The 20,031-nt window shown below is 38.4% G+C and carries 19 protein-coding genes; 11 read left to right on the top strand and 8 right to left on the bottom strand.

The features are described from left to right. The first annotated feature begins 61 nt into the window (after positions 1-61). The 6 genes from sucC (at position 62) to pgaD (ending at position 9,497) form a co-directional block, all read left to right on the top strand. Positions 62-1,228: an ADP-forming succinate--CoA ligase subunit beta gene (gene sucC / locus GTU69_RS10545; protein ID WP_166170359.1), complete on the top strand. Its 1,167-nt coding sequence runs from the start codon at positions 62-64 to the stop codon at positions 1,226-1,228. Positions 1,229-1,240: 12 nt separating this feature from the next. After that, positions 1,241-2,131 carry a succinate--CoA ligase subunit alpha gene (gene sucD, locus GTU69_RS10540; RefSeq protein WP_166170357.1) on the top strand — a complete coding sequence of 297 codons (891 nt, stop codon included), beginning with the start codon at positions 1,241-1,243 and terminating at the stop codon, positions 2,129-2,131. Positions 2,132-3,420: 1,289 nt separating this feature from the next. Beyond that, the gene (pgaA, locus tag GTU69_RS10535) at positions 3,421-5,892 is read left to right on the top strand and encodes a poly-beta-1,6 N-acetyl-D-glucosamine export porin PgaA (RefSeq protein ID WP_166170355.1); all 2,472 of its coding nucleotides are present in this window, start codon (positions 3,421-3,423) and stop codon (positions 5,890-5,892) included. Then, positions 5,892-7,730 (top strand): poly-beta-1,6-N-acetyl-D-glucosamine N-deacetylase PgaB, encoded by a 1,839-nt coding sequence (pgaB, locus tag GTU69_RS10530; RefSeq protein ID WP_166170353.1) that lies wholly within the window; start codon positions 5,892-5,894, stop codon positions 7,728-7,730. The genes pgaA and pgaB (GTU69_RS10530) overlap by 1 nt, the downstream gene beginning before the upstream one ends. Beyond that, positions 7,730-8,998, top strand: a complete 1,269-nt coding sequence (pgaC, locus tag GTU69_RS10525) for a poly-beta-1,6-N-acetyl-D-glucosamine synthase (RefSeq protein ID WP_166170351.1) — start codon at positions 7,730-7,732, stop codon at positions 8,996-8,998. Before pgaB (GTU69_RS10530) ends, pgaC begins: the two co-directional genes overlap by 1 nt. Further along, entirely contained in the window at positions 8,991-9,497 is a 507-nt protein-coding gene (gene pgaD / locus GTU69_RS10520) for a poly-beta-1,6-N-acetyl-D-glucosamine biosynthesis protein PgaD (protein WP_166170350.1), read from the top strand. Before pgaC ends, pgaD begins: the two co-directional genes overlap by 8 nt. On the opposite strand, the gene pgaB (GTU69_RS10515) is transcribed toward pgaD, so the two are convergent. The 3 genes from pgaB (GTU69_RS10515) to GTU69_RS10505 all read right to left on the bottom strand — a co-directional run bounded on the left by pgaB (GTU69_RS10515) (position 9,463) and on the right by GTU69_RS10505 (position 11,867). Next, entirely contained in the window at positions 9,463-10,692 is a 1,230-nt protein-coding gene (pgaB, locus tag GTU69_RS10515) for a poly-beta-1,6-N-acetyl-D-glucosamine N-deacetylase PgaB (RefSeq protein ID WP_166170348.1), read from the bottom strand. The genes pgaD and pgaB (GTU69_RS10515) overlap by 35 nt on opposite strands. An 86-nt stretch (positions 10,693-10,778) precedes the next feature. Then, positions 10,779-11,123, bottom strand: a complete 345-nt coding sequence (locus GTU69_RS10510) for a VOC family protein (protein ID WP_166170485.1) — start codon at positions 11,121-11,123, stop codon at positions 10,779-10,781. Between the two features lie 207 nt (positions 11,124-11,330). Continuing rightward, complete coding sequence (locus GTU69_RS10505; protein ID WP_166170346.1) at positions 11,331-11,867, bottom strand: hypothetical protein; 537 nt, start codon at positions 11,865-11,867, stop codon at positions 11,331-11,333. A gap of 349 nt (positions 11,868-12,216) precedes the next feature. Between GTU69_RS10505 and cysD the strand changes: the two genes are divergently transcribed. Beyond that, complete coding sequence (gene cysD, locus GTU69_RS10500; RefSeq protein WP_171522023.1) at positions 12,217-13,125, top strand: sulfate adenylyltransferase subunit CysD; 909 nt, start codon at positions 12,217-12,219, stop codon at positions 13,123-13,125. A gap of 45 nt (positions 13,126-13,170) precedes the next feature. Next, complete coding sequence (gene cysN, locus GTU69_RS10495; protein ID WP_166170342.1) at positions 13,171-14,787, top strand: sulfate adenylyltransferase subunit CysN; 1,617 nt, start codon at positions 13,171-13,173, stop codon at positions 14,785-14,787. A 30-nt stretch (positions 14,788-14,817) separates the two neighbouring features. Here cysN and GTU69_RS10490 read toward each other — a convergent pair whose 3' ends face one another. Both GTU69_RS10490 and GTU69_RS10485 read right to left on the bottom strand, forming a co-directional pair. Beyond that, positions 14,818-15,474, bottom strand: coding sequence for a hypothetical protein (locus tag GTU69_RS10490; RefSeq protein ID WP_166170340.1), 657 nt, complete (start codon positions 15,472-15,474; stop codon positions 14,818-14,820). Then, entirely contained in the window at positions 15,464-16,474 is a 1,011-nt protein-coding gene (locus GTU69_RS10485) for a hypothetical protein (protein ID WP_166170338.1), read from the bottom strand. Before GTU69_RS10485 ends, GTU69_RS10490 begins: the two co-directional genes overlap by 11 nt. Before the next feature lie 137 nt (positions 16,475-16,611). Here GTU69_RS10485 and GTU69_RS10480 point away from each other — a divergent pair, with 137 nt between their 5' ends. Together GTU69_RS10480 and GTU69_RS10475 are read left to right on the top strand one after the other, a co-directional pair. After that, positions 16,612-17,121 (top strand): PadR family transcriptional regulator, encoded by a 510-nt coding sequence (locus tag GTU69_RS10480; protein ID WP_166170336.1) that lies wholly within the window; start codon positions 16,612-16,614, stop codon positions 17,119-17,121. Positions 17,122-17,155: 34 nt separating this feature from the next. Then, positions 17,156-17,404: a DUF2798 domain-containing protein gene (locus GTU69_RS10475; protein WP_166170483.1), complete on the top strand. Its 249-nt coding sequence runs from the start codon at positions 17,156-17,158 to the stop codon at positions 17,402-17,404. 69 nt (positions 17,405-17,473) lie between these two features. Here the strand turns inward: GTU69_RS10475 and GTU69_RS10470 are convergent, their stop codons facing one another. From GTU69_RS10470 to GTU69_RS10460, 3 genes are all read right to left on the bottom strand, one after another. Beyond that, positions 17,474-17,683, bottom strand: a complete 210-nt coding sequence (locus GTU69_RS10470; RefSeq protein WP_240921621.1) for a hypothetical protein — start codon at positions 17,681-17,683, stop codon at positions 17,474-17,476. Positions 17,684-17,886: 203 nt separating this feature from the next. Continuing rightward, complete coding sequence (locus tag GTU69_RS10465) at positions 17,887-18,216, bottom strand: thioredoxin family protein (RefSeq protein ID WP_166170334.1); 330 nt, start codon at positions 18,214-18,216, stop codon at positions 17,887-17,889. A gap of 22 nt (positions 18,217-18,238) precedes the next feature. Further along, positions 18,239-18,679 carry an N-acetyltransferase gene (locus GTU69_RS10460; protein ID WP_166170332.1) on the bottom strand — a complete coding sequence of 147 codons (441 nt, stop codon included), beginning with the start codon at positions 18,677-18,679 and terminating at the stop codon, positions 18,239-18,241. A 128-nt stretch (positions 18,680-18,807) separates the two neighbouring features. Between GTU69_RS10460 and GTU69_RS10455 the strand changes: the two genes are divergently transcribed. Continuing rightward, positions 18,808-19,800 carry an NAD(P)H-quinone oxidoreductase gene (locus GTU69_RS10455; protein WP_166170330.1) on the top strand — a complete coding sequence of 331 codons (993 nt, stop codon included), beginning with the start codon at positions 18,808-18,810 and terminating at the stop codon, positions 19,798-19,800. Positions 19,801-20,031 lie beyond the last annotated feature (231 nt).

The following is a 20,031-nucleotide window of genomic DNA, read 5'->3' as shown; positions in this document are numbered from 1 at the left end:
TGAACCAAAAGATATTGGTGAACGTAATAACAAAGTCAAATAAGTACTAAAAGGTTGTTCAATGAATTTACATGAGTATCAAGCAAAAGCGTTATTAAAAAAGTATGGGATGCCGGTTCAAGAGGGCATTTTGGCAACAAATGCAGAAGAAACCGTAAAAGCCTTTGAGGAGCTTAGTGGAAAATTTGCAGTACTCAAAGCCCAAGTACATGCTGGGGGGCGCGGTAAGGCTGGTGGAGTAAAAGTCGTGAAGTCTGCACAGGAAGCTGCAGATTATGCCAATCAGATCATTGGTACTCGTTTAGTGACTTATCAGACGGATGCCAATGGACAGCCAGTCAACAGCATTTTAGTCTCTGAAGATGTTTATCCGGTTGAACGCGAGTTGTATCTTGGTGCAGTGGTTGACCGTTCCAGCCGTCGCGTAACTTTTATGGCATCAACAGAAGGTGGGGTCGAAATTGAAAAAGTGGCTGAAGAAACCCCAGAAAAAATTATAAAAGTCGAAGTTGATCCATTGGTTGGATTGATGCCATTTCAAGCTCGTGAAGTGGCTTTTGCTCTACATTTGAAAGATGGTCAGATCAATCAGTTTGTCAAAATTATGACTGCAGCTTATCAGGCCTTTATTGAAAATGATTTTGCCCTATTTGAGATTAACCCGCTTTCAGTTCGTGAAAATGGTGACATTTTATGTGTGGATGCCAAAGTCGGGATCGACTCTAACGCCTTATACCGTTTACCCGAAATTGTAGCGATGCGTGACAAATCTCAGGAAAATGAACGCGAATTAAAAGCTTCAGAACATGACCTGAATTATGTGGCCTTAAAAGGTAACATCGGATGTATGGTCAATGGTGCGGGACTTGCCATGGCAACTATGGATATCATCAAACTGTATGGTGGTCAGCCTGCAAACTTCCTTGATGTTGGTGGTGGTGCAACCAAAGAGCGCGTCATTGAAGCATTTAAAATTATTTTGGCAGACAGCTCGGTACAAGGGGTTTTAATTAATATTTTTGGTGGAATTGTACGTTGTGACATGATTGCTGAAGCCATTATTGCAGCGGTTCAGGAAGTCCACGTAACCGTGCCGGTCGTTGTGCGTTTGGAAGGAAATAACGCAGAACTTGGTGCTAAGTTATTGGATGAATCTGGACTCACGTTAATCTCTGCATCAGGTTTAGCTGATGCGGCAGAAAAAATTGTCGCTGCGGTAAAAGCTTAAGGAGTATCAATCATGAGCGTATTAATTAATAAAGACACCAAAGTATTGGTACAAGGTTTTACCGGTAAAAATGGTACGTTTCACTCAGAGCAAGCATTGGCTTATGGTACCAAAGTCGTCGGTGGTGTAACGCCAGGTAAGGGGGGGCAAAGCCATTTAAACCTACCTGTATTCAACACCATGAAAAAGGCAGTGAAAGAAACAGGCGCAGATGCCTCGGTCATTTATGTGCCTGCACCATTTGTATTGGATTCGATTGTAGAAGCAGTAGATTCTGGGATTGAACTTATTGTTGTAATTACTGAAGGTGTGCCGACTTTAGATATGTTAAAGGCCAAGCGTTATCTTGAAACCAATGGCAATGGTGCGCGTTTAATCGGTCCAAACTGTCCGGGTATTATTACCCCGGGAGAATGTAAAATCGGCATTATGCCAGGACATATTCATCAGCCAGGTAAAATCGGAATTATCTCGCGTTCGGGTACACTAACCTATGAAGCTGTAGCTCAGACTACAAAGCTCGGTTTAGGTCAGTCAACCTGTATTGGCATTGGGGGAGACCCAATTCCAGGCATGAACCAGATTGATTGCTTGAAGTTGTTCCAAGAAGACCCGCAGACCGAAGCCATTATCATGATTGGTGAAATTGGCGGTACCGCAGAAGAGGAAGCAGCTGAATATATTCAGTCTCATGTCACCAAGCCGGTTGTGGGCTATATTGCAGGTGTGACTGCACCAAAAGGTAAGCGTATGGGGCATGCAGGTGCAATTATTTCTGGCGGTAAGGGCACAGCAGAAGAAAAATTTGCAGCCTTTGAAAAAGCGGGTATAGCTTATACGCGTAGTCCTGCAGAGCTCGGATCAACCATGCTAGAAGTTCTAAAACGCCAAAACCTGGCCTGAGTCAATCCATAAACTTGAAAGCTCTCAATTGAGGGCTTTTATTTTATGGTCTTTGATAAGCTGGGTATCTGACATTGAAAAAACTTCATATAAAAATGAGAAACTAGACCTTCTGTAAAATTACTTTTAAATCATTTACGTGCTGTAAATTGCAGTAATCAAATTCATGCCTAAATCTATACCTTTACATCGATTACGGTAAGGCGTAGCAAAAAAATTAAAAATTTTTAATTTACTATTTACCTGCTCAATTCGAATACGATGTTTGCCCATTTTTCGATTAATCTGCTTATGTAAGAAAGTTAATGGGTTGTTTTATTTGCTGAAAATGTGGTTGGTGTCTGATCCCTAATTGGCTTAAAGCTGGTTACTCTTTATTAACAAGCATAAGGGCTTGATATCTCTGCTTCTTGTGCTGATCTTTAGACAATGAAAATCATGTGTACTTCCTTATGCAAGACCTATTGGAATCATCTGCATCGTTTCATCATGAATTGTCAGTTGGGCTTTAATCTTATGGCATTTTTTCTTAGCACTATAGAATTTTTTCCGCTTTTTGGGGAATGCTTCATTGCCATCTCCGTGGCATCAACAATAACAATCTCCCCATCTAAGCCTTCACTATGAGATAATTTCCTAGGCAAATGAAAATTATCAGATTTTATTAAAATATTTTCGATCTTTTGGATGATTCCACGTGCATTAGATGTATGTATTCCATGGCTCATAGCGACATGAAAAAGTGTTTGATATTTATGTCAATAACTTAGACTCATTAATGGTTAATATTTCGGTAAAAGGCTAAAAGGTCTGCCTCGTCAGGTATTTGCTTGGCTTATTTTTAATACTTCGTGCACTTCTAAAAAGATTCTAGGTTGTATTCCAATAAGTCATTTGAATTGACTGCTTGATAATATTTTAACTTTTGAATATTTTATGTTCCTATAATAATAGAACATATCTTTTCTGTATGAATAAAAATACTCAACTTATTGAGCATTTTTGATTTATACAAGATATTTATTTTGAGTAATAATGTTTTTATAAAGTGGTTAAGATGAAGGATTATATAAAAAATTAATTATTAAATAAATAAAATATTGCTGTTAAAATAATTTTCTAAGATAAAAAAAATAATATATTTCACAATTAAAATAATGTGATATTTATCGCATAAAATAATAAAAACACAAAATTATACACAATATTTTTGTTAATACGGTCTTTTATTTATATATTGTGGATTACAATGTGACCATTAATAACAATGAATAAAGAATATTTTAATTATGAACTTTAATCTCACTATACTATCGATCTCCTGTGGGACTTTACTGTTTTCTACATTGTCATTCGCAGAATTGATCTATAAAGACGTTGTTGATCAACAACGTGAAAAAATTGTACCTTTAATTAAACAAGGCCAGGTGGATACTGGATTACAAAAACTCAGGCAATTATTGGGGCGTTATCCCAATAATCAAAAATTGATTGCTGATTTTGTAGTAATGGCTTATGAAAATAAAAAATTTGCAGAATCAGATATTCGCTACCTGAAGGGTATTCAAAGTCAGCAATTTCCAGACTATGGAAAAATATATGTTATTAAGGCATTACGCGACTTAAAGAAATTTGAGCTTGCAGAAAACTGGGCCAAAAACTTTGCCAAAACCGATTCTAATCAACAATGGATCGTTTGGGCAGGAATATTACAAGCAGAAGCCGGTAAAAAGGCTCAGGCGAAAAAAACCCTTTCTCAAGTTGATATTAATCAAGTCGAAGCAGATTATTTAGCACAGCTTTCCTATACTTACCGGATACTAGATATGCCTGTTGAGGCATTGAATACGGCTAATCTGGCTCTTGAAAAGAGCAAGGACATGGGTACTGAGGAACAGTATGCATTAGCATTGCTGAATAATGCAGATTACGCTAATGCGGAAAACTTTATACAAAACAGTAACTCATTAAAAGAGAATACTGATCTCAGAGCCAATGCCAAAATTAGTGAATTTTCTCAGCGGATTCAAAATGCTGTGGAATATTATAAACTTTCAATTTATCGAGGACGAAAACAGCCGTACCAGCAACTCGATGAAGTGCTCGCAGATATGGAGCAATACGAATCACAATTGCCGAATGATCCGAGTTGGAAACGCCGTTTTTATTATGAATACATCTATGCCTTAAACGAGCGAAATCGCTCTAAAAAAGTTTTTGAACAAATTTCAAAAACAGGAGTGCCTCTAGAACAGATGCCTCCTTATGTGCGTCAAGCGATTGCAGATGCTTACTTTAAGAATCAACAACCTCAAATAGCTGAAAAAATTTATAAAAGCTTATTGAATGAAAAGAACTATGCTCATTTTGAGCTATATGCAGGCTTGTATTACTCATTAATTGAACAAGAGAAATATCAGGAAGCTGATCAATTACTCAAAACGATGGACAAGGCATTACCTACTTTCCAATACAGTAATGCTAAAGGTGTGGATAAGGTTACCCATGATGACCGGAGTGAATATTTAGCTTTAGTCGGGCTTAACTACGCCTATCGTCAAGAATATGCCAAAGCAGAACAATACTATGAACAATTAATTGCAAAAGCACCGAATAACGTTCTTTTTCAAAATAATCGCGCATTCATTCAACTTTTGCGTGAAAACCCACAGCGTGCAGAATGGATTGTATCTCAATGGGATGGAGTCATACCTGTAGATGAAGGCATCCGGATCCGTCATTTAGAAAATCTGCGAGCTTTGGAAAATATCCAGCAATGGCGTCTGCAAAGTACTGAACTTATGCAAACCATGCCTGAAGATACGACCGTAATAAAAAATAAAAAACAGCTTGATGACCGTAATCATGCCTCTATTCAACATCAGAGTAACTTTTCAGAAAGTGATTCCGATAACTCGGCTTTACTTAATCGTTTGAAGGGGAATCGTGAGCAGGATCATTTTACCCGCATTCACAGCCCATGGTTTTTTGATAATTATCGTACTTATGTAGATCACAGCTTTCGTTCTGGTGAATATGATACGGGCACAATTGAAGATCAACGTGTAGGTTTGGGACTGGAATGGGCATCACGTCGTAAAGCAGTGAATGTCATGTTGTCTCAGAGTATCGATAATCCACAAGATCAAGACCGTTTTGGGATCAAGGCCAATTGGTCACAATGGCTGAATGATCATTGGCAGTATGCATTCGGATTTAATAGTCAGGCGGATATTCCATTACAGGCCATCCGAAAGGGCAATGAAGGTAAATCTTATACCTTTGATTTGAATTGGCAACAGCATGAATCTCGTAAGGCGGGTCTGGTCTATCAGTTAACTGATATTGATGATGATAATACACGCCAAGAGGTTTCGGCATACCTTAAACAGCAGATTTTCCAGGCTCCGCATCATATTACCAGTTTGACTTTAGCGGGTTATTACAGCCAGAACAAAGATGTCATTGTGGACTATTTCAATCCTGAAGAAAGTTATAGTGCAGAGTTGCATTTACAGCATGAGTGGATTACGTGGCGGAGATATGACCGCAATTTTACTCAAAATTTTGAAGCTACCGTTGGGACTTTTGGACAAGATAATTATTCCGCGAAGCCAATTTATAACGTTTTTTATGGACATGATTGGCAGGTTTCCCGGACTTGGAGTCTGAACTATGGCATAGGATGGGGAACTCATCCTTATGATGGTGAAGATGAAGAAAAAACTTATGCAACAGTGGGCTTTAAAGGAATTTTTTAATGAAACAAGTGATGAAAACCTTACTTTCTGCTGTCATGGTAACGGTCTTCGCCGTTCCTGCGACGGGATTTACGCAAAATATAACCAAAAATACCACTGAAATACCTGATAACTTATTTGTTACCATTACTTTTCATGATGTTCGAGATGACGTTGCCCGTGAAGGAGATCGGGATCTTTATGCAATCAGTACTAAAAATTTAGGACGCTATTTTGCCTGGCTAAAACAGGAAGGCTGGCAAACCATCAGTTTGCAAGATGTATGGGATGCTCGGCAAAAGAAAAAGAAATTACCAAAAAAATCAGTGTTATTGACCTTTGATGATGGCGCACTCAGTAGTTATACCCGGGTTTTTCCATTATTGAAACAGTATAAATATTTCGCTGCTTTTGCTATTCCGACGAGCTGGATTAACGGGAATACCAAAGATGCTTATGAAGCCTATGGTCAAAATAGCTTAATGTCTTGGGATCAAATGCGTGAAATGCAGCGCTCAGGCCTGGTAGAGTTTGTTTCACATTCGGACAATATGCATAAGGGCATACTTGCCAATCCACAACAAAGTATGCAGCCTGCAGCAATTACACGTCAATTTTTACCCAAATATCAACGTTATGAATCTGATCAAGCTTATCAAAACAGGGTTGTAGAAGATTTACAACAATCCAAGAAAATTTTAGACACTGAATTGGGAATAGATACACGCGCGATATTCTGGCCTTATGGGGCGGTGACCAAGGAAAGTGAAGAACTTGCAGAAAAAGCTGGTTTGCCTATGTCATTTAGCTTGGGCAGTATGTCAACCCTTGCTGATTCGGGGCAAACCTATCAACGTGCCCTAGTAATGAATAATCCAACCCCCGAAATGCTGCATGCAGAAATGCTGGATTTTTTAACTTTTGCAAGCGATATCCACAAACAGCGTAGAAGTTATATCCGTTTTGATTTGGCTGAAATGGTCAGTCCCAATGACAAAATTTTTGATCAAAAACTGGGGCAATTCTTAGATCAGATTAGTGCATTACAAACCAATACTATTTTATTAAAAACTGTAGCGGATGAAAATGGGGACGGAAAAATAGATGTTGCCTATTTTCCTAATCGTCAACTGGGTATGCGTAAGGATTTATTAAATCGTACAGTTTGGCAAGCACGCACCCGTGTGGGTAATCGGGTGTATGCTGAATTACCGATCAGTTTACAAACGAAACAGGGACTCAATTTTGCAGATCTTACTGCGGAATTAGTTAAGTATAATTCTTCAGTTGAAGGTGTAATGATCGATATTGGAGATGAGCTCGACTGCGCGATACAGAAAAAGACTTGGGATGGGGAGTGCGCTGAAAAAATAAAACAGGTTTTTGATATAAAAGATCAAGCTAAAAAACAGGCAAAATATTACACCAATATCAGTAATAATTATCAAACTGTTTTGAAAATCACCTTAAAGGATAAGCATGTAGATGGATTAATGCCTTTGATGGAATATAGTTTAAATAATAATGATTTTCTTTATATTGAATTTGATCCGGTGAAAGATTCTGGAATATTTAAAACTTTAGAAAAACAACTGGAAAAATTAAACAGTATACAAAAACAGTATTTAATCGTGAGTTTTACAGTAAATCCGAATGGGAAAAGAAGTGATTGGAAAGAATATTCACAATATTATCAGGAATTAAAAAAATTATCCGTACAAAAAATTGGGATTAATAATTATCAGTTGAAGGCTGGACAGCAAGTTCAGGGACATCTTTACCAAGATCTAAGTATTAATACCAGTCCACTCACTTATCGTAATCCATATGAAAATAATACTGCGAAGGGGAGGAAATAATGACTGACTCAAGTTTATTTCAAATGAGTGATGTGTATTTTGGCTTTGCTTTTTTCTACCCATTATTTATGGCTTGGCTTTGGATTGCTGGGGGAATCTGGTTCTATTTAAAACATGAACGCAAGCAACCATCGTTACCTCATCCTAGCGAACATGGATGCAGTATTATTATTCCTTGTTTTAATGAGGCAGCACAGGTTAGGGATACCATAAAGTTTGCCATGCAAACGCAGTATCCGGATTTTGAAGTCATTGCCGTCAATGATGGTAGTCGAGATAAGACTGCTGAAATTCTAGACGAGCTTTTGCAAAAATATCCGAAACTCAGGGTTGTCCATTTGGCTGAAAATCAGGGCAAGGCCTATGCTTTACGTGCCGGTGCAATGGTGAGTCAAAATGAATATCTGGTTTGTATAGATGGTGATGCCTTAATCCATCCTCATGCAGTGTTATGGATGATGCATCATTTAACAAAATATCCACGGGTTGGGGCAGTCACGGGGAATCCACGTATTTTGAACCGCTCCAGTATTTTGGGCAAAATTCAGGTGGGTGAATTCTCTTCTATTATTGGATTAATTAAACGTGCACAACGTACCTATGGACGCATCTTTACTGTTTCCGGTGCAATCGTTGGTTTTCGTAAAACGGCACTAGACCGGATAGGATATTGGCGCGATGACATGATCACGGAGGATATCGATGTATCATGGCGCTTACAGTTCGATCATTGGGACTTGCAATATGTCCCAAGAGCATTGTGCTATATCTATATGCCTGAAACCTTCAACGGCTTGTGGAAACAGCGTTTGCGTTGGGCACAAGGAGGAGTGGAGGTTTTATTTGCTTATTTACCAAACTTATTTAGGTGGAATCGACGCCGTATGTGGCCTATTGCACTAGAGTCTATTATCAGTGTGGTTTGGGCATATGTGATGTTCGGTATTATTATCTTATATCTATATGGCCTATTTTTTTCTTTACCCGGAGAGTGGGCGATTCAATCTCTCTTTCCACAATGGTACGGGATTATTCTGGGTTTAACTTGCCTGATTCAATTCTTTGTTAGCTTATATATTGATAAACCCTATGATAAAGCCCGAATCTTCAGAAACTATTTTTGGGTCATTTGGTATCCACTGTTCTTCTGGATTCTGACTATGCTGACGACTGTGGTTGCATTACCTAAAACGATTTTCAAGACTCAAAAACGTGCACGCTGGGTAAGTCCAGATCGTGGATTTAGAGGAGAGCCAGAAAATGACTAAAGTATATAAATATTATTTAATTGAAGATGAATCAAAATTAGAACTACCAGCGTACATTGATCAACCTGAATATGTACGTAATAAAAGCTTGGGTTACAGTCTGCAAATCGTGGGTTGGTTTATATTTATGTGGTTATTTATGCCAGTGTTGACCCTATTTTTATGGTGGTTTGAAAGTCAAACCATTTATCAGCAACTGGTCATACAAGCTCAACCCAATAGCCAGTTAAGTTTATTGAACCTTGTAGTAATGATTTTAAGCTTTATTGGCGTGCTGTTGCTTTGGGCAACTTATAACTGGGCCCGCTTTTCAGGTAAGGATCGTAGAAAAGCTCCATTAGCGGTTGCTGTACCCCAACTGGCCAGCAGTTTTAAGGTGAATACGGCAGATATTATCAATATGCAACAGGCCAGAAATTTAACCCTTTATTATAATAATAAAGGGTTACTGGAATTCTTTGAGACTAATCACCAGTTAAAAAAGCGGATTTCAGCTTAGAAGGTTGAGGATGTTCCTGTACAAAATCATCGGGGTAATAACCAATATGTTTTACCCCGTTTTTTTCTAAAAACTTGATGGTATCCACAATTTCTTCGGTGGAAAGCTGTTGATTGTTTCGCCAATTCAATGCTTGCAGTTCAAAGATGGTATGACTCAAATCCGGGTCGTATTTTTTTGACTGTTGTATGAGGTCGAAATAGAATTGTTGATGGTCATCCGCTTCTTCCATATAAGGCATCGCCATAATGGCATTGTAGTCATAATATTGATAAGTACTTGGCATGGATTGACTAAACCAGTTTTCACTATGAGGCTCTAATACTACGGGTGCATACATATTACGTGCAGTCAGTAGATGAGGCTGTTGTTGTTTAATGATTTTGCTAATACCTGCGGCAAACTGATCCAGATATGCCGTTTTGAATTTGGCAAATTGTAATTGTTTAGATTGCCGTGGTTGTTTTAATAATTGATCTGCACTAAATCCCCAAGCCCGATACATACTCTGTGCTGGAGCAGAGCTGTCTTCATAATCATTCAGCGTGACATCATCATGGTAGAGCACACCATCTACCGCATTTGATTTGATAAAATCTAAGTAAATTTCAGAAACATATTGAAGATTCTTTGGATCAAAGGGTGAAACTCGAATATAGCCCTGTTTTCCGCCGTTGTTATGTGAGACATAAGTCAGTTTGTAATTTTTTGGAAACTCCCACGCCATTAAGGGCAACCAGGCATAAATATGCTTGACCTGGGTCTTGCTACGAATCTGGCTGACAAGAAGAGGAAAAAGATTGTCTCTGGTCGGGATGTGGCGGTTTTTAAAGTACACCTGATTGGCTGAACCATTGGCATCGGGATCGGCAAAGGCTTGCAAGAAAATGGTATTGGGTTGAATCTTGTTAATACGTTGTAATAAAGCCTGAAGATTTTCTTGCTGCTGTTCTTTATTTTTATCATATACATAGTCAATATCGATATGCATGATGCGCATCTGATCGATTTTACCGGTTTTTTTTAATGGCGGTGCAACTGATTTTTGTGTCATATTCTGCTGCACAATTGCATCAATAGGATGCGGCTTGATCTGTACGAAATCTGCAGCCTGTGTAGCTAATGGCAGACAGGTTAAGCTCCAACAAAGACAATGGCTAAGCCTGCTCTGGTATAAATTTTTTAAATTATTCATTATTATACTCACATTTTTTGGTTATAAAATTTTAAAAAAAATATCAATGGGTTGTTTTATTATTAGCTCATCCTATTAAAGGGTGATCAGGCATGAATCAAATCATCAATCAGCAGCTTTTTCATTTTAAATAACGTTGCTTGTGCATGAGAATTCTGCTTAACAATCTCGCCTAAATTTTCAGGGTGAATTTGCCAGCTCACCCCAAACTGGTCTTTACACCAGCTAGATTGGCTCTCGATTCCTTTTAGCGTGATGCTATTCCAATCATAATTAATCTCGGTCTGATTTTCGCATTCAATGATTTTTGCTTTTGCCGCATATTCGTTTGTGGCAATCATGTGATTATACGGAAAACTAGAGTAATACCATTCACAGGCTGCTTTGGCATTTTTTCCAAACCACAGGCAAGGATAAATAGAGGTCGTCATTATTATGCTCTATATAGGCCATATAAACAGATAATGTAGCGCTCTACCAGCATGACTCAAGTGAGTTTGTGCAGGCTAATTGTTTAAAATTGATTCAATTTAAATGAAAAATGCAGCCGATGAGACTGCATTTTTTAGCTGGAAAAAATTTATCTAGATTCAATCATTTGTGATATGAACTCTGAATGATATTTTTAATAAGCACGATTAAAGTAAACAGGTTTGAATACGGACTTTCATGTTCAATGCCTGTTGCAGAATAAAAGCTTTCATCCAGTTGACCTGTTGTCCCATCGGATTGGTTTTGATGGCTGTCTTCAAGAAATCCAAGTTGGCCTGATTGAACAGTTGTGTTTCAATGGCCTGTTCAAGCTGAGCACTACTGGCTGTCATGGGCAGGCTCACCAGATAAAATGCCTTGGGATAGTTATAAAAGGCATACAACAAGTTAAAGGCTTTTTGATCGGCCTTAAGATTGCCTGCACCAATTTCATAGCTGCGATCCTGATTGCTATGGGTGACACCAATCAAAAAATCAAAATGATTATCCGAAAGTCTTAGTCCAAATTGCAGCCCAATCTGGTCAGCGGTGAGCTCATGCTGCACAAAATTATTCAGGATGGAGCCATCCTCTCCCCAAGGTTCTTGCAGCACCAGTAAATGTGGATTGTGCTGATAGATGTGGCCTGCAAGCTGTGCCTGTTCCAGGCTGGATTTCACGGATTCAATAGTACGGTCTGGCATAGGTATAATTCAAAAGAATACAGGAGATGGGAGAAAGTTTAGTTACTCTATGCAATTTTCAGCATGAATTACATAGATGTTTTAGAGGAATTAACAATCAGATTAGATTTTGTACATTTTAATGTTGGCTTGCGGTAAGGGTTATCTCTGAATACAATAATAGATCATCATTTAAGTAAATCATTAATAAAAACTTATACTCTTTATTAGTTAAGCTTTATATGACAAATATGCATATTAATATAATAAAACAAGCAATAGATGTGATAACTAAATCTCTATAATGAATATATATATTTTTAAAAGTGTAATAAGTACACGTTGATCTGAGCTGGTGTTGTCAATGTCCATAACTGAGGAAAGACTTACTCATCTTAAACAGCTTGAAGCTGAGAGTATTCACATTATTCGTGAAGTGGCTGCCGAATTTGAAAATCCGGTCATGTTGTATTCTATTGGTAAAGATTCTGCAGTGATGCTGCATCTTGCTTTAAAAGCCTTTTATCCTGCAAAACTTCCATTTCCGCTATTGCATGTCGATACAGGCTGGAAGTTTAAAGAGATGATCACCTTCCGCGACAACATGGCGAAAACCCATGGTTTCGATTTGATCGTGCATCAAAATAAAGAAGGCGTTGAAGCAGGAATCAATCCGTTTGATCATGGTAGTTCTAAATATACCGACATCATGAAAACCCAGGGCTTAAAACAGGCTTTGGATAAATACGGTTTTGATGCTGCCTTTGGCGGTGCGCGCCGTGACGAAGAAAAATCACGTGCCAAAGAACGTGTATATTCTTTCCGTGACAGCAAACACCGTTGGGATCCTAAAAACCAGCGTCCTGAGCTTTGGAACCTTTACAACGGTAAAGTAAACAAAGGCGAAAGTATTCGTGTGTTCCCATTATCAAACTGGACTGAGCTTGATATCTGGCAATACATCTATTTGGAAAGCATTCCATTAGTACCGCTTTATTTAGCTGCAGAACGTCCTGTGGTTGAACGCAGTGGCACACTGATTATGATTGATGATGAACGTATGCCTCTACAAGAGGGCGAAGTTCCACAAATGAAATCGGTACGTTTCCGTACTTTAGGGTGTTACCCACTTACGGGTGCAGTTGAATCAACTGCCAATACCTTGCCGGAAATTATCCAAGAGATGCTCTTGGCGACCAGCTCAGAACGTCAAGGTCGTATGATTGACCATGATGAAGCAGGCTCGATGGAGAAGAAAAAACAAGAAGGTTACTTCTAATTTTTCGATCTGAACCCGATTTCTAAAGTATGTGGAGTTTGAGCGATGTCTCATCAATCTGAACTGATTAGCCAGGATATCTTGGCGTATTTGAAACAACACGAAAATAAAGACTTACTGCGTTTTTTGACCTGCGGTAACGTGGATGATGGTAAATCGACTTTAATTGGTCGTTTGCTTTACGATTCAAAATTGATCTATGAAGATCAATTGCAAGCTGTTACCCGTGACTCTAAAAAAGTCGGGACGACTGGTGATGCACCTGATTTGGCACTTCTTGTTGATGGTCTGCAAGCTGAACGTGAGCAGGGTATTACTATTGATGTAGCGTATCGTTATTTCTCTACTGAAAAGCGTAAGTTCATTATTGCCGATACTCCGGGGCATGAGCAATACACCCGTAACATGGCGACAGGTGCTTCAACTTGTGACCTTGCGATCATCTTAATTGATGCGCGTTATGGTGTACAAACCCAGACCCGTCGTCATACCTATATTGCAAGTTTATTGGGTATTAAGAACATTATTGTTGCGATCAACAAAATGGACCTGGTTGAATTCTCTGAAGCACGCTTCAATGAAATTCAGGCTGATTATGCCAACTTCGTAAGCCAATTGGGCGACCGTAAGCCAAGCAATATCATCTTTACGCCTATTTCTGCATTGAATGGCGATAACGTGGTGAACAAGTCGCCAAATACGCCATGGTACACGGGCGAAACCTTGATGGGTACGCTTGAGTCTGTAGAAATTAACCGTGATACCGCGAAACGTGATTTCCGTTTCCCTGTGCAATATGTGAACCGTCCGAACCTCGACTTCCGTGGTTTTGCAGGTACGATTGCGTTGGGTGAAATCAATGTCGGCGATACAGTTGTGGCTTTACCATCGGGTAAGACTTCAACAGTGAAAGAAATCGTGACTTATGATGGCAACCTTGAACATGCTTTTGCTGGTCAAGCGGTGACATTAACGCTGAATGATGAAATTGACGTATCACGCGGCAATATGCTGGTTCGTGCAGATCAGGGCATTCCTGCCATTTCACGTTCGGTTAAAGCGACTGTGGTCTGGATGGCGGATCAGCCGCTAGTGATTGGCAAGCTGTATAACATTAAAATTGGTACACAAACGGTGCCTGCCAAAGTGACTGGCATTAACTTCCGTACCAATGTGAATACACTTGAGCACATGCAAGTGGATCATCTGGATCTGAATGCCATTGCCAATGTGACTATTGAATTTGATGCGCCAGTGGTATTTGATCGTTATCAGGACAGCCGTTACACCGGTTCGTTTATCTTCATTGATCGTTTGAATAATGTGACGATTGGTGCGGGTATGGTGGAAGAGTCTGTTGAATGGACTGCACATAGCAACCCTGTAACAGCGGAAGACCGTGCGGCACGTTTGGGTCAAAAACCTGCGTCAATTACGGTGTCTGCCAAAGCATTGGAAAATGCGCAAGCACTTGAAAACCTGTTGCTTCAACAAGGTATTGTCGCGATTGCGAAAGCTGACCTTGATGCTGCGCAAGTTGCACTTCTTCGTGAAACAGGTATTGCTGTGATTACTACTGTTGCAGAGGGTACAGATGTAAGCTTCGCGCAAGAGTCGGTTGACGAATTGGCTGAGAAGATTGTGGAATTGGTTCGTCTGTAATAGATTAAGCTGATTTAAAAAAAACCCGCCTTATGGTGGGTTTTCTTTATCAGATGGCTCACCGATTTTAAATTTGTAAAGATCTGGATATGCAACAATAGTCATCATTATCGTGTGATAAATATTGTAAATAAAAGATCCTAATTGAATTACTAAAAAAAAGAAAAAAATAAGAATAAAATTAAAGGTTAGATAGTTGATTATATAGAATAAATTTTTTGAAAAACTGAATGAGCTTTCAATGTGAAAATAGATGAAATTGTGAGTTCCAGAAAATGCTGAAATTGTTACCAATACTGAGGTATAGAATAGGCAATAAATAAATACTCTAATTAATGATAAATGCGCTCTTTTAAGCTCGGAAAGACCATGCTCAGTTTTGCCAAAAGAAAATAATAAAATTGATAATTTAGGACTCACCACTGAACAGAAAATCGTATATCCTGCGATTAAGAAACCTGTTACGGTAACAACGGTTCCGATTAATGAGCTGCTTAAAGTAAAAATTTTTTCATAGAGTTCGTTAGAGGGAATCCCATAACTTAGGAATAAAGATAAAAATGCAAATACAATGAGAAGAATTTTGTTTTTCTTAGAAAAGGGAATGGCTCTTGCTGAAAAATAAACATTAAATAAATGCTTTTCTTTTAAGAGTTCATCTTTAAGTTTTTTTTTATTAACTGTCATTTGTTTGATTATCCACTTTGCTAGTTAACCGACTAGTAGAAGTTAATTTTTGAATTACCGAGTCCTTTGTTTTAGGTACGGTTATTTGTTTTTTTTCTATTAAATTACTAAATCGTTTAATTAGACTTTTGGCAGTAGCAGATATATTCTTCAAGTCAATTCCATTTATGGATTGTATGATTTTAAAGTTTTCATTATCACCCTTTAGGACTTCATCATTTTCGGAGAGTCCAACAAGTCTCACAGCTTGATTTCCCTGTTGAGTTAAATCACTTAATTGCTGTGTGATTACGTCTTTATTTAATCCCTTATCTTTGTTTTCATATAATAAATTTGTAGATTGGCTATTTGCTGCTGCTGATCTTTCTTGTAGCTCGTCAATAAATCCAGCGTAGTCATTTTCATCATTTCTAACTTTTAATGTAACTTTAACAGTTTCCAATTTTTTATAAGATTTGATAAATTCAGCAAGTCTTACATCAGAAGTTAAAGGCGTAATTCTTACAGAAGGTAAGCCGAAGTCTAATAAAAAATCTTTTTTAGATTCTTTGGGAAGGCTTGAAGCATAATCTCTAGTTTCTCTTTTTAGAAAAGTTTCTGCAGTGCTTCTGAACATATCTAAAGTTGGTGCATGTTTTGTTTCTTTAAGATAGATCAAACGATGATTGTTTAAAATAAGTACAAAAAAAGCAGAGGGAGAACTTGGGAGGGCTTGTTCGTCTTGAATCAATTCACCAGTAACTTCATTATGGTACTGCTGTCTTTTAAGTAAAGTATTTCTAATGAACTTTCCAGCTAAGGCGTAATACATTTCGTTGTTAGTTTGATAATTGATGAATGATACATCTTTAAAGAAAAATGTGCCGTTAGCAATTTTCCACTTATCCTCTCGGTTAAAAGCGGTAAGAACTACTTCGTTAAATAAATCCATTAGATTATTTTCATTAAATTTGCATACAAAATTTGAAACTTCGAACTCAAAAGATGAAGATGTAGGCATAATCCCCCCAAAATAAAAATTTAATTATTTATCATATGTTTAAATGGTTATTTAGTAAACAATTTTGTTGATGAGGTTGTTTTTTTATTTTTTAATATTAAGATATATCTTAATATATATTAAGATATATCTTATCTATGCGAACTTCCAATCTTATTGAGAATAGTGAAAGTACACCAACACCACGTAAACGCCTGTTTGAAGCAGGACAAATGAAGCTATTGGTGCTGCATTTTATTGCCCAATCTCCAAAGTTTAGCTACGACATCATTAAAGACGTGGCATCACTGGTGGGCGGGAACTATAAGCCGAGCACAGGCACCATCTGTCCGACGATTCACTATCTTGAAGAACATCACTACACAGAAGTGAAGCTGAGTGAGGATGAGCGCAAGCAATATCACATTACAGCCCAAGGACTAAAACATTTAGCTGCGCATCAAGACCAGATTAATAAAGTTCTCGACCGCTTTAATACGCGTAAGCAAATCCAGAACAACGAATACTATGTCGATATCAAACGTGCGATGGAAAACTTGAAAACGTCATTGCGCCTGAAGATTCAACATACTGAACTGAATACAGAGCAAATCCGTGAAATCTCCGGAAAGATTGATCAGGCAGCAGTAGAAATTGCACGTATGTAATTCGATTCACGATTTAAAAAGATTAGGTTAAATGATGAAAAATAATTTCCCAAAATTCCACCAGAAACATCTGACTTGGCTGATGCCACTCATCCTGTCGGGCATCATGAGTGGTGCAATTTCCTGCTTTAACCTGTTGCTGAATAAAGGCTTGGTTGATGGCTTTTTTTCTCTGTGGCTACATGCATGGAGTTTGTCATGGCTGATGGCTTTCCCACTGATTCTGGTGATGCTGCCATTGGTGCGTAAATTCCTGATGCAGTTTGTAGAAATGCCCAAATAAAAAACGATTTGGTTTGATTTAAAAACTGTCAAAACCATGCATATAAGAGACGGGATGAATGCATCAGCTTTAGCCCCGTTTTTTTCTCAGCCAGATCACTAAACGGGTCAACATTAGCAGTACGGCAAAATAGATCTGAAAAACGGCTGCAAAAATCATGATCCAGCCGCTATTCCCCGGAGTCTTTCTTGCATCAAGCTCAATGACAAATACCAAAATTGCAACCACAATTTCAAAAACAATCACGGTTTTAAATAGCCAGGTCCATGGAAAACGCAACAACTAGGTGAGGAAAATAACGCCCAAACCAGGGAACAGGCAAAATAGGAAAATAACTTTTAAATCCATAATAATTGAGCATTTTTATTGTGGGTGTGGGGCTAACAATATATTGAATAAAATAAAAATAAAGCAATACACACTGAAATGACGCTACAATATTTAATTGGGTATTTTTATCATTGAACCACAATAATTTTAGATTAGTTCATTGAATCAATAATGCTTTTCATTTCATTCAAACTTTTCACCCCTGCAATTCGTTGAATGATTTGTCCATTTTTAAAAATCAGTGTAGAAGGCAAACCGTAAACGTTATAGCGTAAGGTCAGAATCGGGGATTGATCGACATTGATCTTGCCGAATTTAATCTCAGGTTTGACTTCAGCATAATGAGTTGCCAACTGTTCAAAGACAGGAAAATTTTGTACACAGGGTTTGCACCAGTCGGCATAAAAACGAATCACAGCAAATCCTTCAAACCATTCAAAGTCACTATAATTATCTTCATTGTATTCAATGATGGCTGACATAAATTTTCCTGATGTTTTCCAATTAAGGCTTGGACCAAGTCATACTTAATTCTGCATGACCAGTGTTTTTGTCCATGGCTTGGCTGATGATTTTAAAGCCCTGCTGCTGATAAAAATTTACCGCTGCGGTATTTTCAGTATAGACATTTAAATGCAATTCATCACATTGCTGTTTAAAAAAATCAATCAAGGCCGTACCGTATCCCAAGCCTTGCTGATGGGGTGCAATAAAAAGTGCAGCTAGCACCGCCTCTGATTTCAATAAGGATGCAAAACCTGTGACATTTTGATTGTCCTTGATTACATAATTTTCGGCTAAAGGCAGATACAGATCCCGCATCGGAAGCAGCTGCTGTTCCCAATATGTTGCAGGAATAAAATCATGTGTCTGTAGGGAAGCATTGAGCCAGATGTCTAAGATAGATTCCATATCCTGCATTTCAGCTTTTTGAATAGTTGCCATGTGCTCATATCATTTTGCTGAATAGTAGGAAGATTATACATAAGTCCACAGTTATTCATTCCCGGCTATTTCTATGTTCAAATAGAGCAGTAAATTTTAAAAAGTAATGAATAGATCAGGAATAAACTATGTCACAAACGACTATGCAGCAAGTCATTATCACAGAACCGGGTGGTGTGGATAAACTCGCTTACGAAACTGTTGCAGTACCTGAAGCTAAAGCAGATGAGGTCTTGGTGAAAGTGCATGCATTTGGCATTAACCGTCCTGACATCTTGCAGCGTCAAGGTCTATATCCAATGCCTAAAGGAGTCACGCCTGTTCCGGGGCTGGAGGTGGCTGGTGAAGTGGTGGCTGTAGGAAGTGAGGTTTCTAAGTTTAAGGTTGGCGATAAGGTCTGCGGCCTAACCAATGGGGGCGGTTATGCAGAATATTGTGTGGTGCCTGAAAGCCAGACCTTGAATATTCCTGAAGGCGTGAGCTTTACTCAGGCAGCCGCGATTTCTGAAACCTTCTTTACTGTATGGGCGAATGTGTTCCAGATGGGTAAAGCCAAGGCAGGGGAAACGGTACTGGTACATGGTGGAACAAGCGGGATTGGAACGACTGCTTTGATGCTGTGTAAATCACTTGGTATTAAAACGTTTGCAACCGTAGGTTCAGATGAAAAAGTGGCAGCAATTTCGGATTTAACCACGGCAATCAACTATAAGACTCAGGATTTCGAGCAAGTCATTAATGAGGTTACTGACAATGGTGGGGTCGATGTGATTCTGGATATGGTGGGTGCACCGTATCTGGAGAAAAACTTGAACCTGCTACGTCGTGATGGTCGTCTGGTTTATATTGCATTCTTGGGTGGTGCAAAAGCCAAAGAGGTGAAACTCGGTCAAATCATGATGAAGCGTCTGACTATTACCGGTTCAACCATGCGTGCTCGTAATACAGCAGAAAAAGCTGAAATTGCTCAAGGTCTGCAAGAGCATGTTGCACCGCTGTGGGCAAAAGGGGAATGTTTGCCGATGATCTATAAAACTTTTAAGTTTGACCAGATTCAGGATGCTCATGCGGTGATGGATACTGGTGAACATGTCGGTAAAGTTGTGGTAGAAATCCTCTAATCATTCCCGCTTTCAATAAAATAAAAGCCAACATCTGTTGGCTTTTATTTTGTATACAATAAAAAATGATAAGTAACTTAAATTAATGGATAAAAATAAGGTCATAAAATTTTAAAAAATGGTAAAAAATGTCGATTGTTCGACACAACCTGTCAAAACCAGAGAGTAGATTAAGATTTAGAATAATCCGACTAAATTGTTTGGAATTAATTGAAATGTCATTTAATAAAA

The sequence above is a fragment of the Acinetobacter sp. SA01 genome (assembly GCF_011319235.1).
Lineage (GTDB): Bacteria > Pseudomonadota > Gammaproteobacteria > Pseudomonadales > Moraxellaceae > Acinetobacter.
Note: the sequence above shows the minus strand (reverse complement) of the source record. Positions and strands in the feature narration are given on the sequence as shown.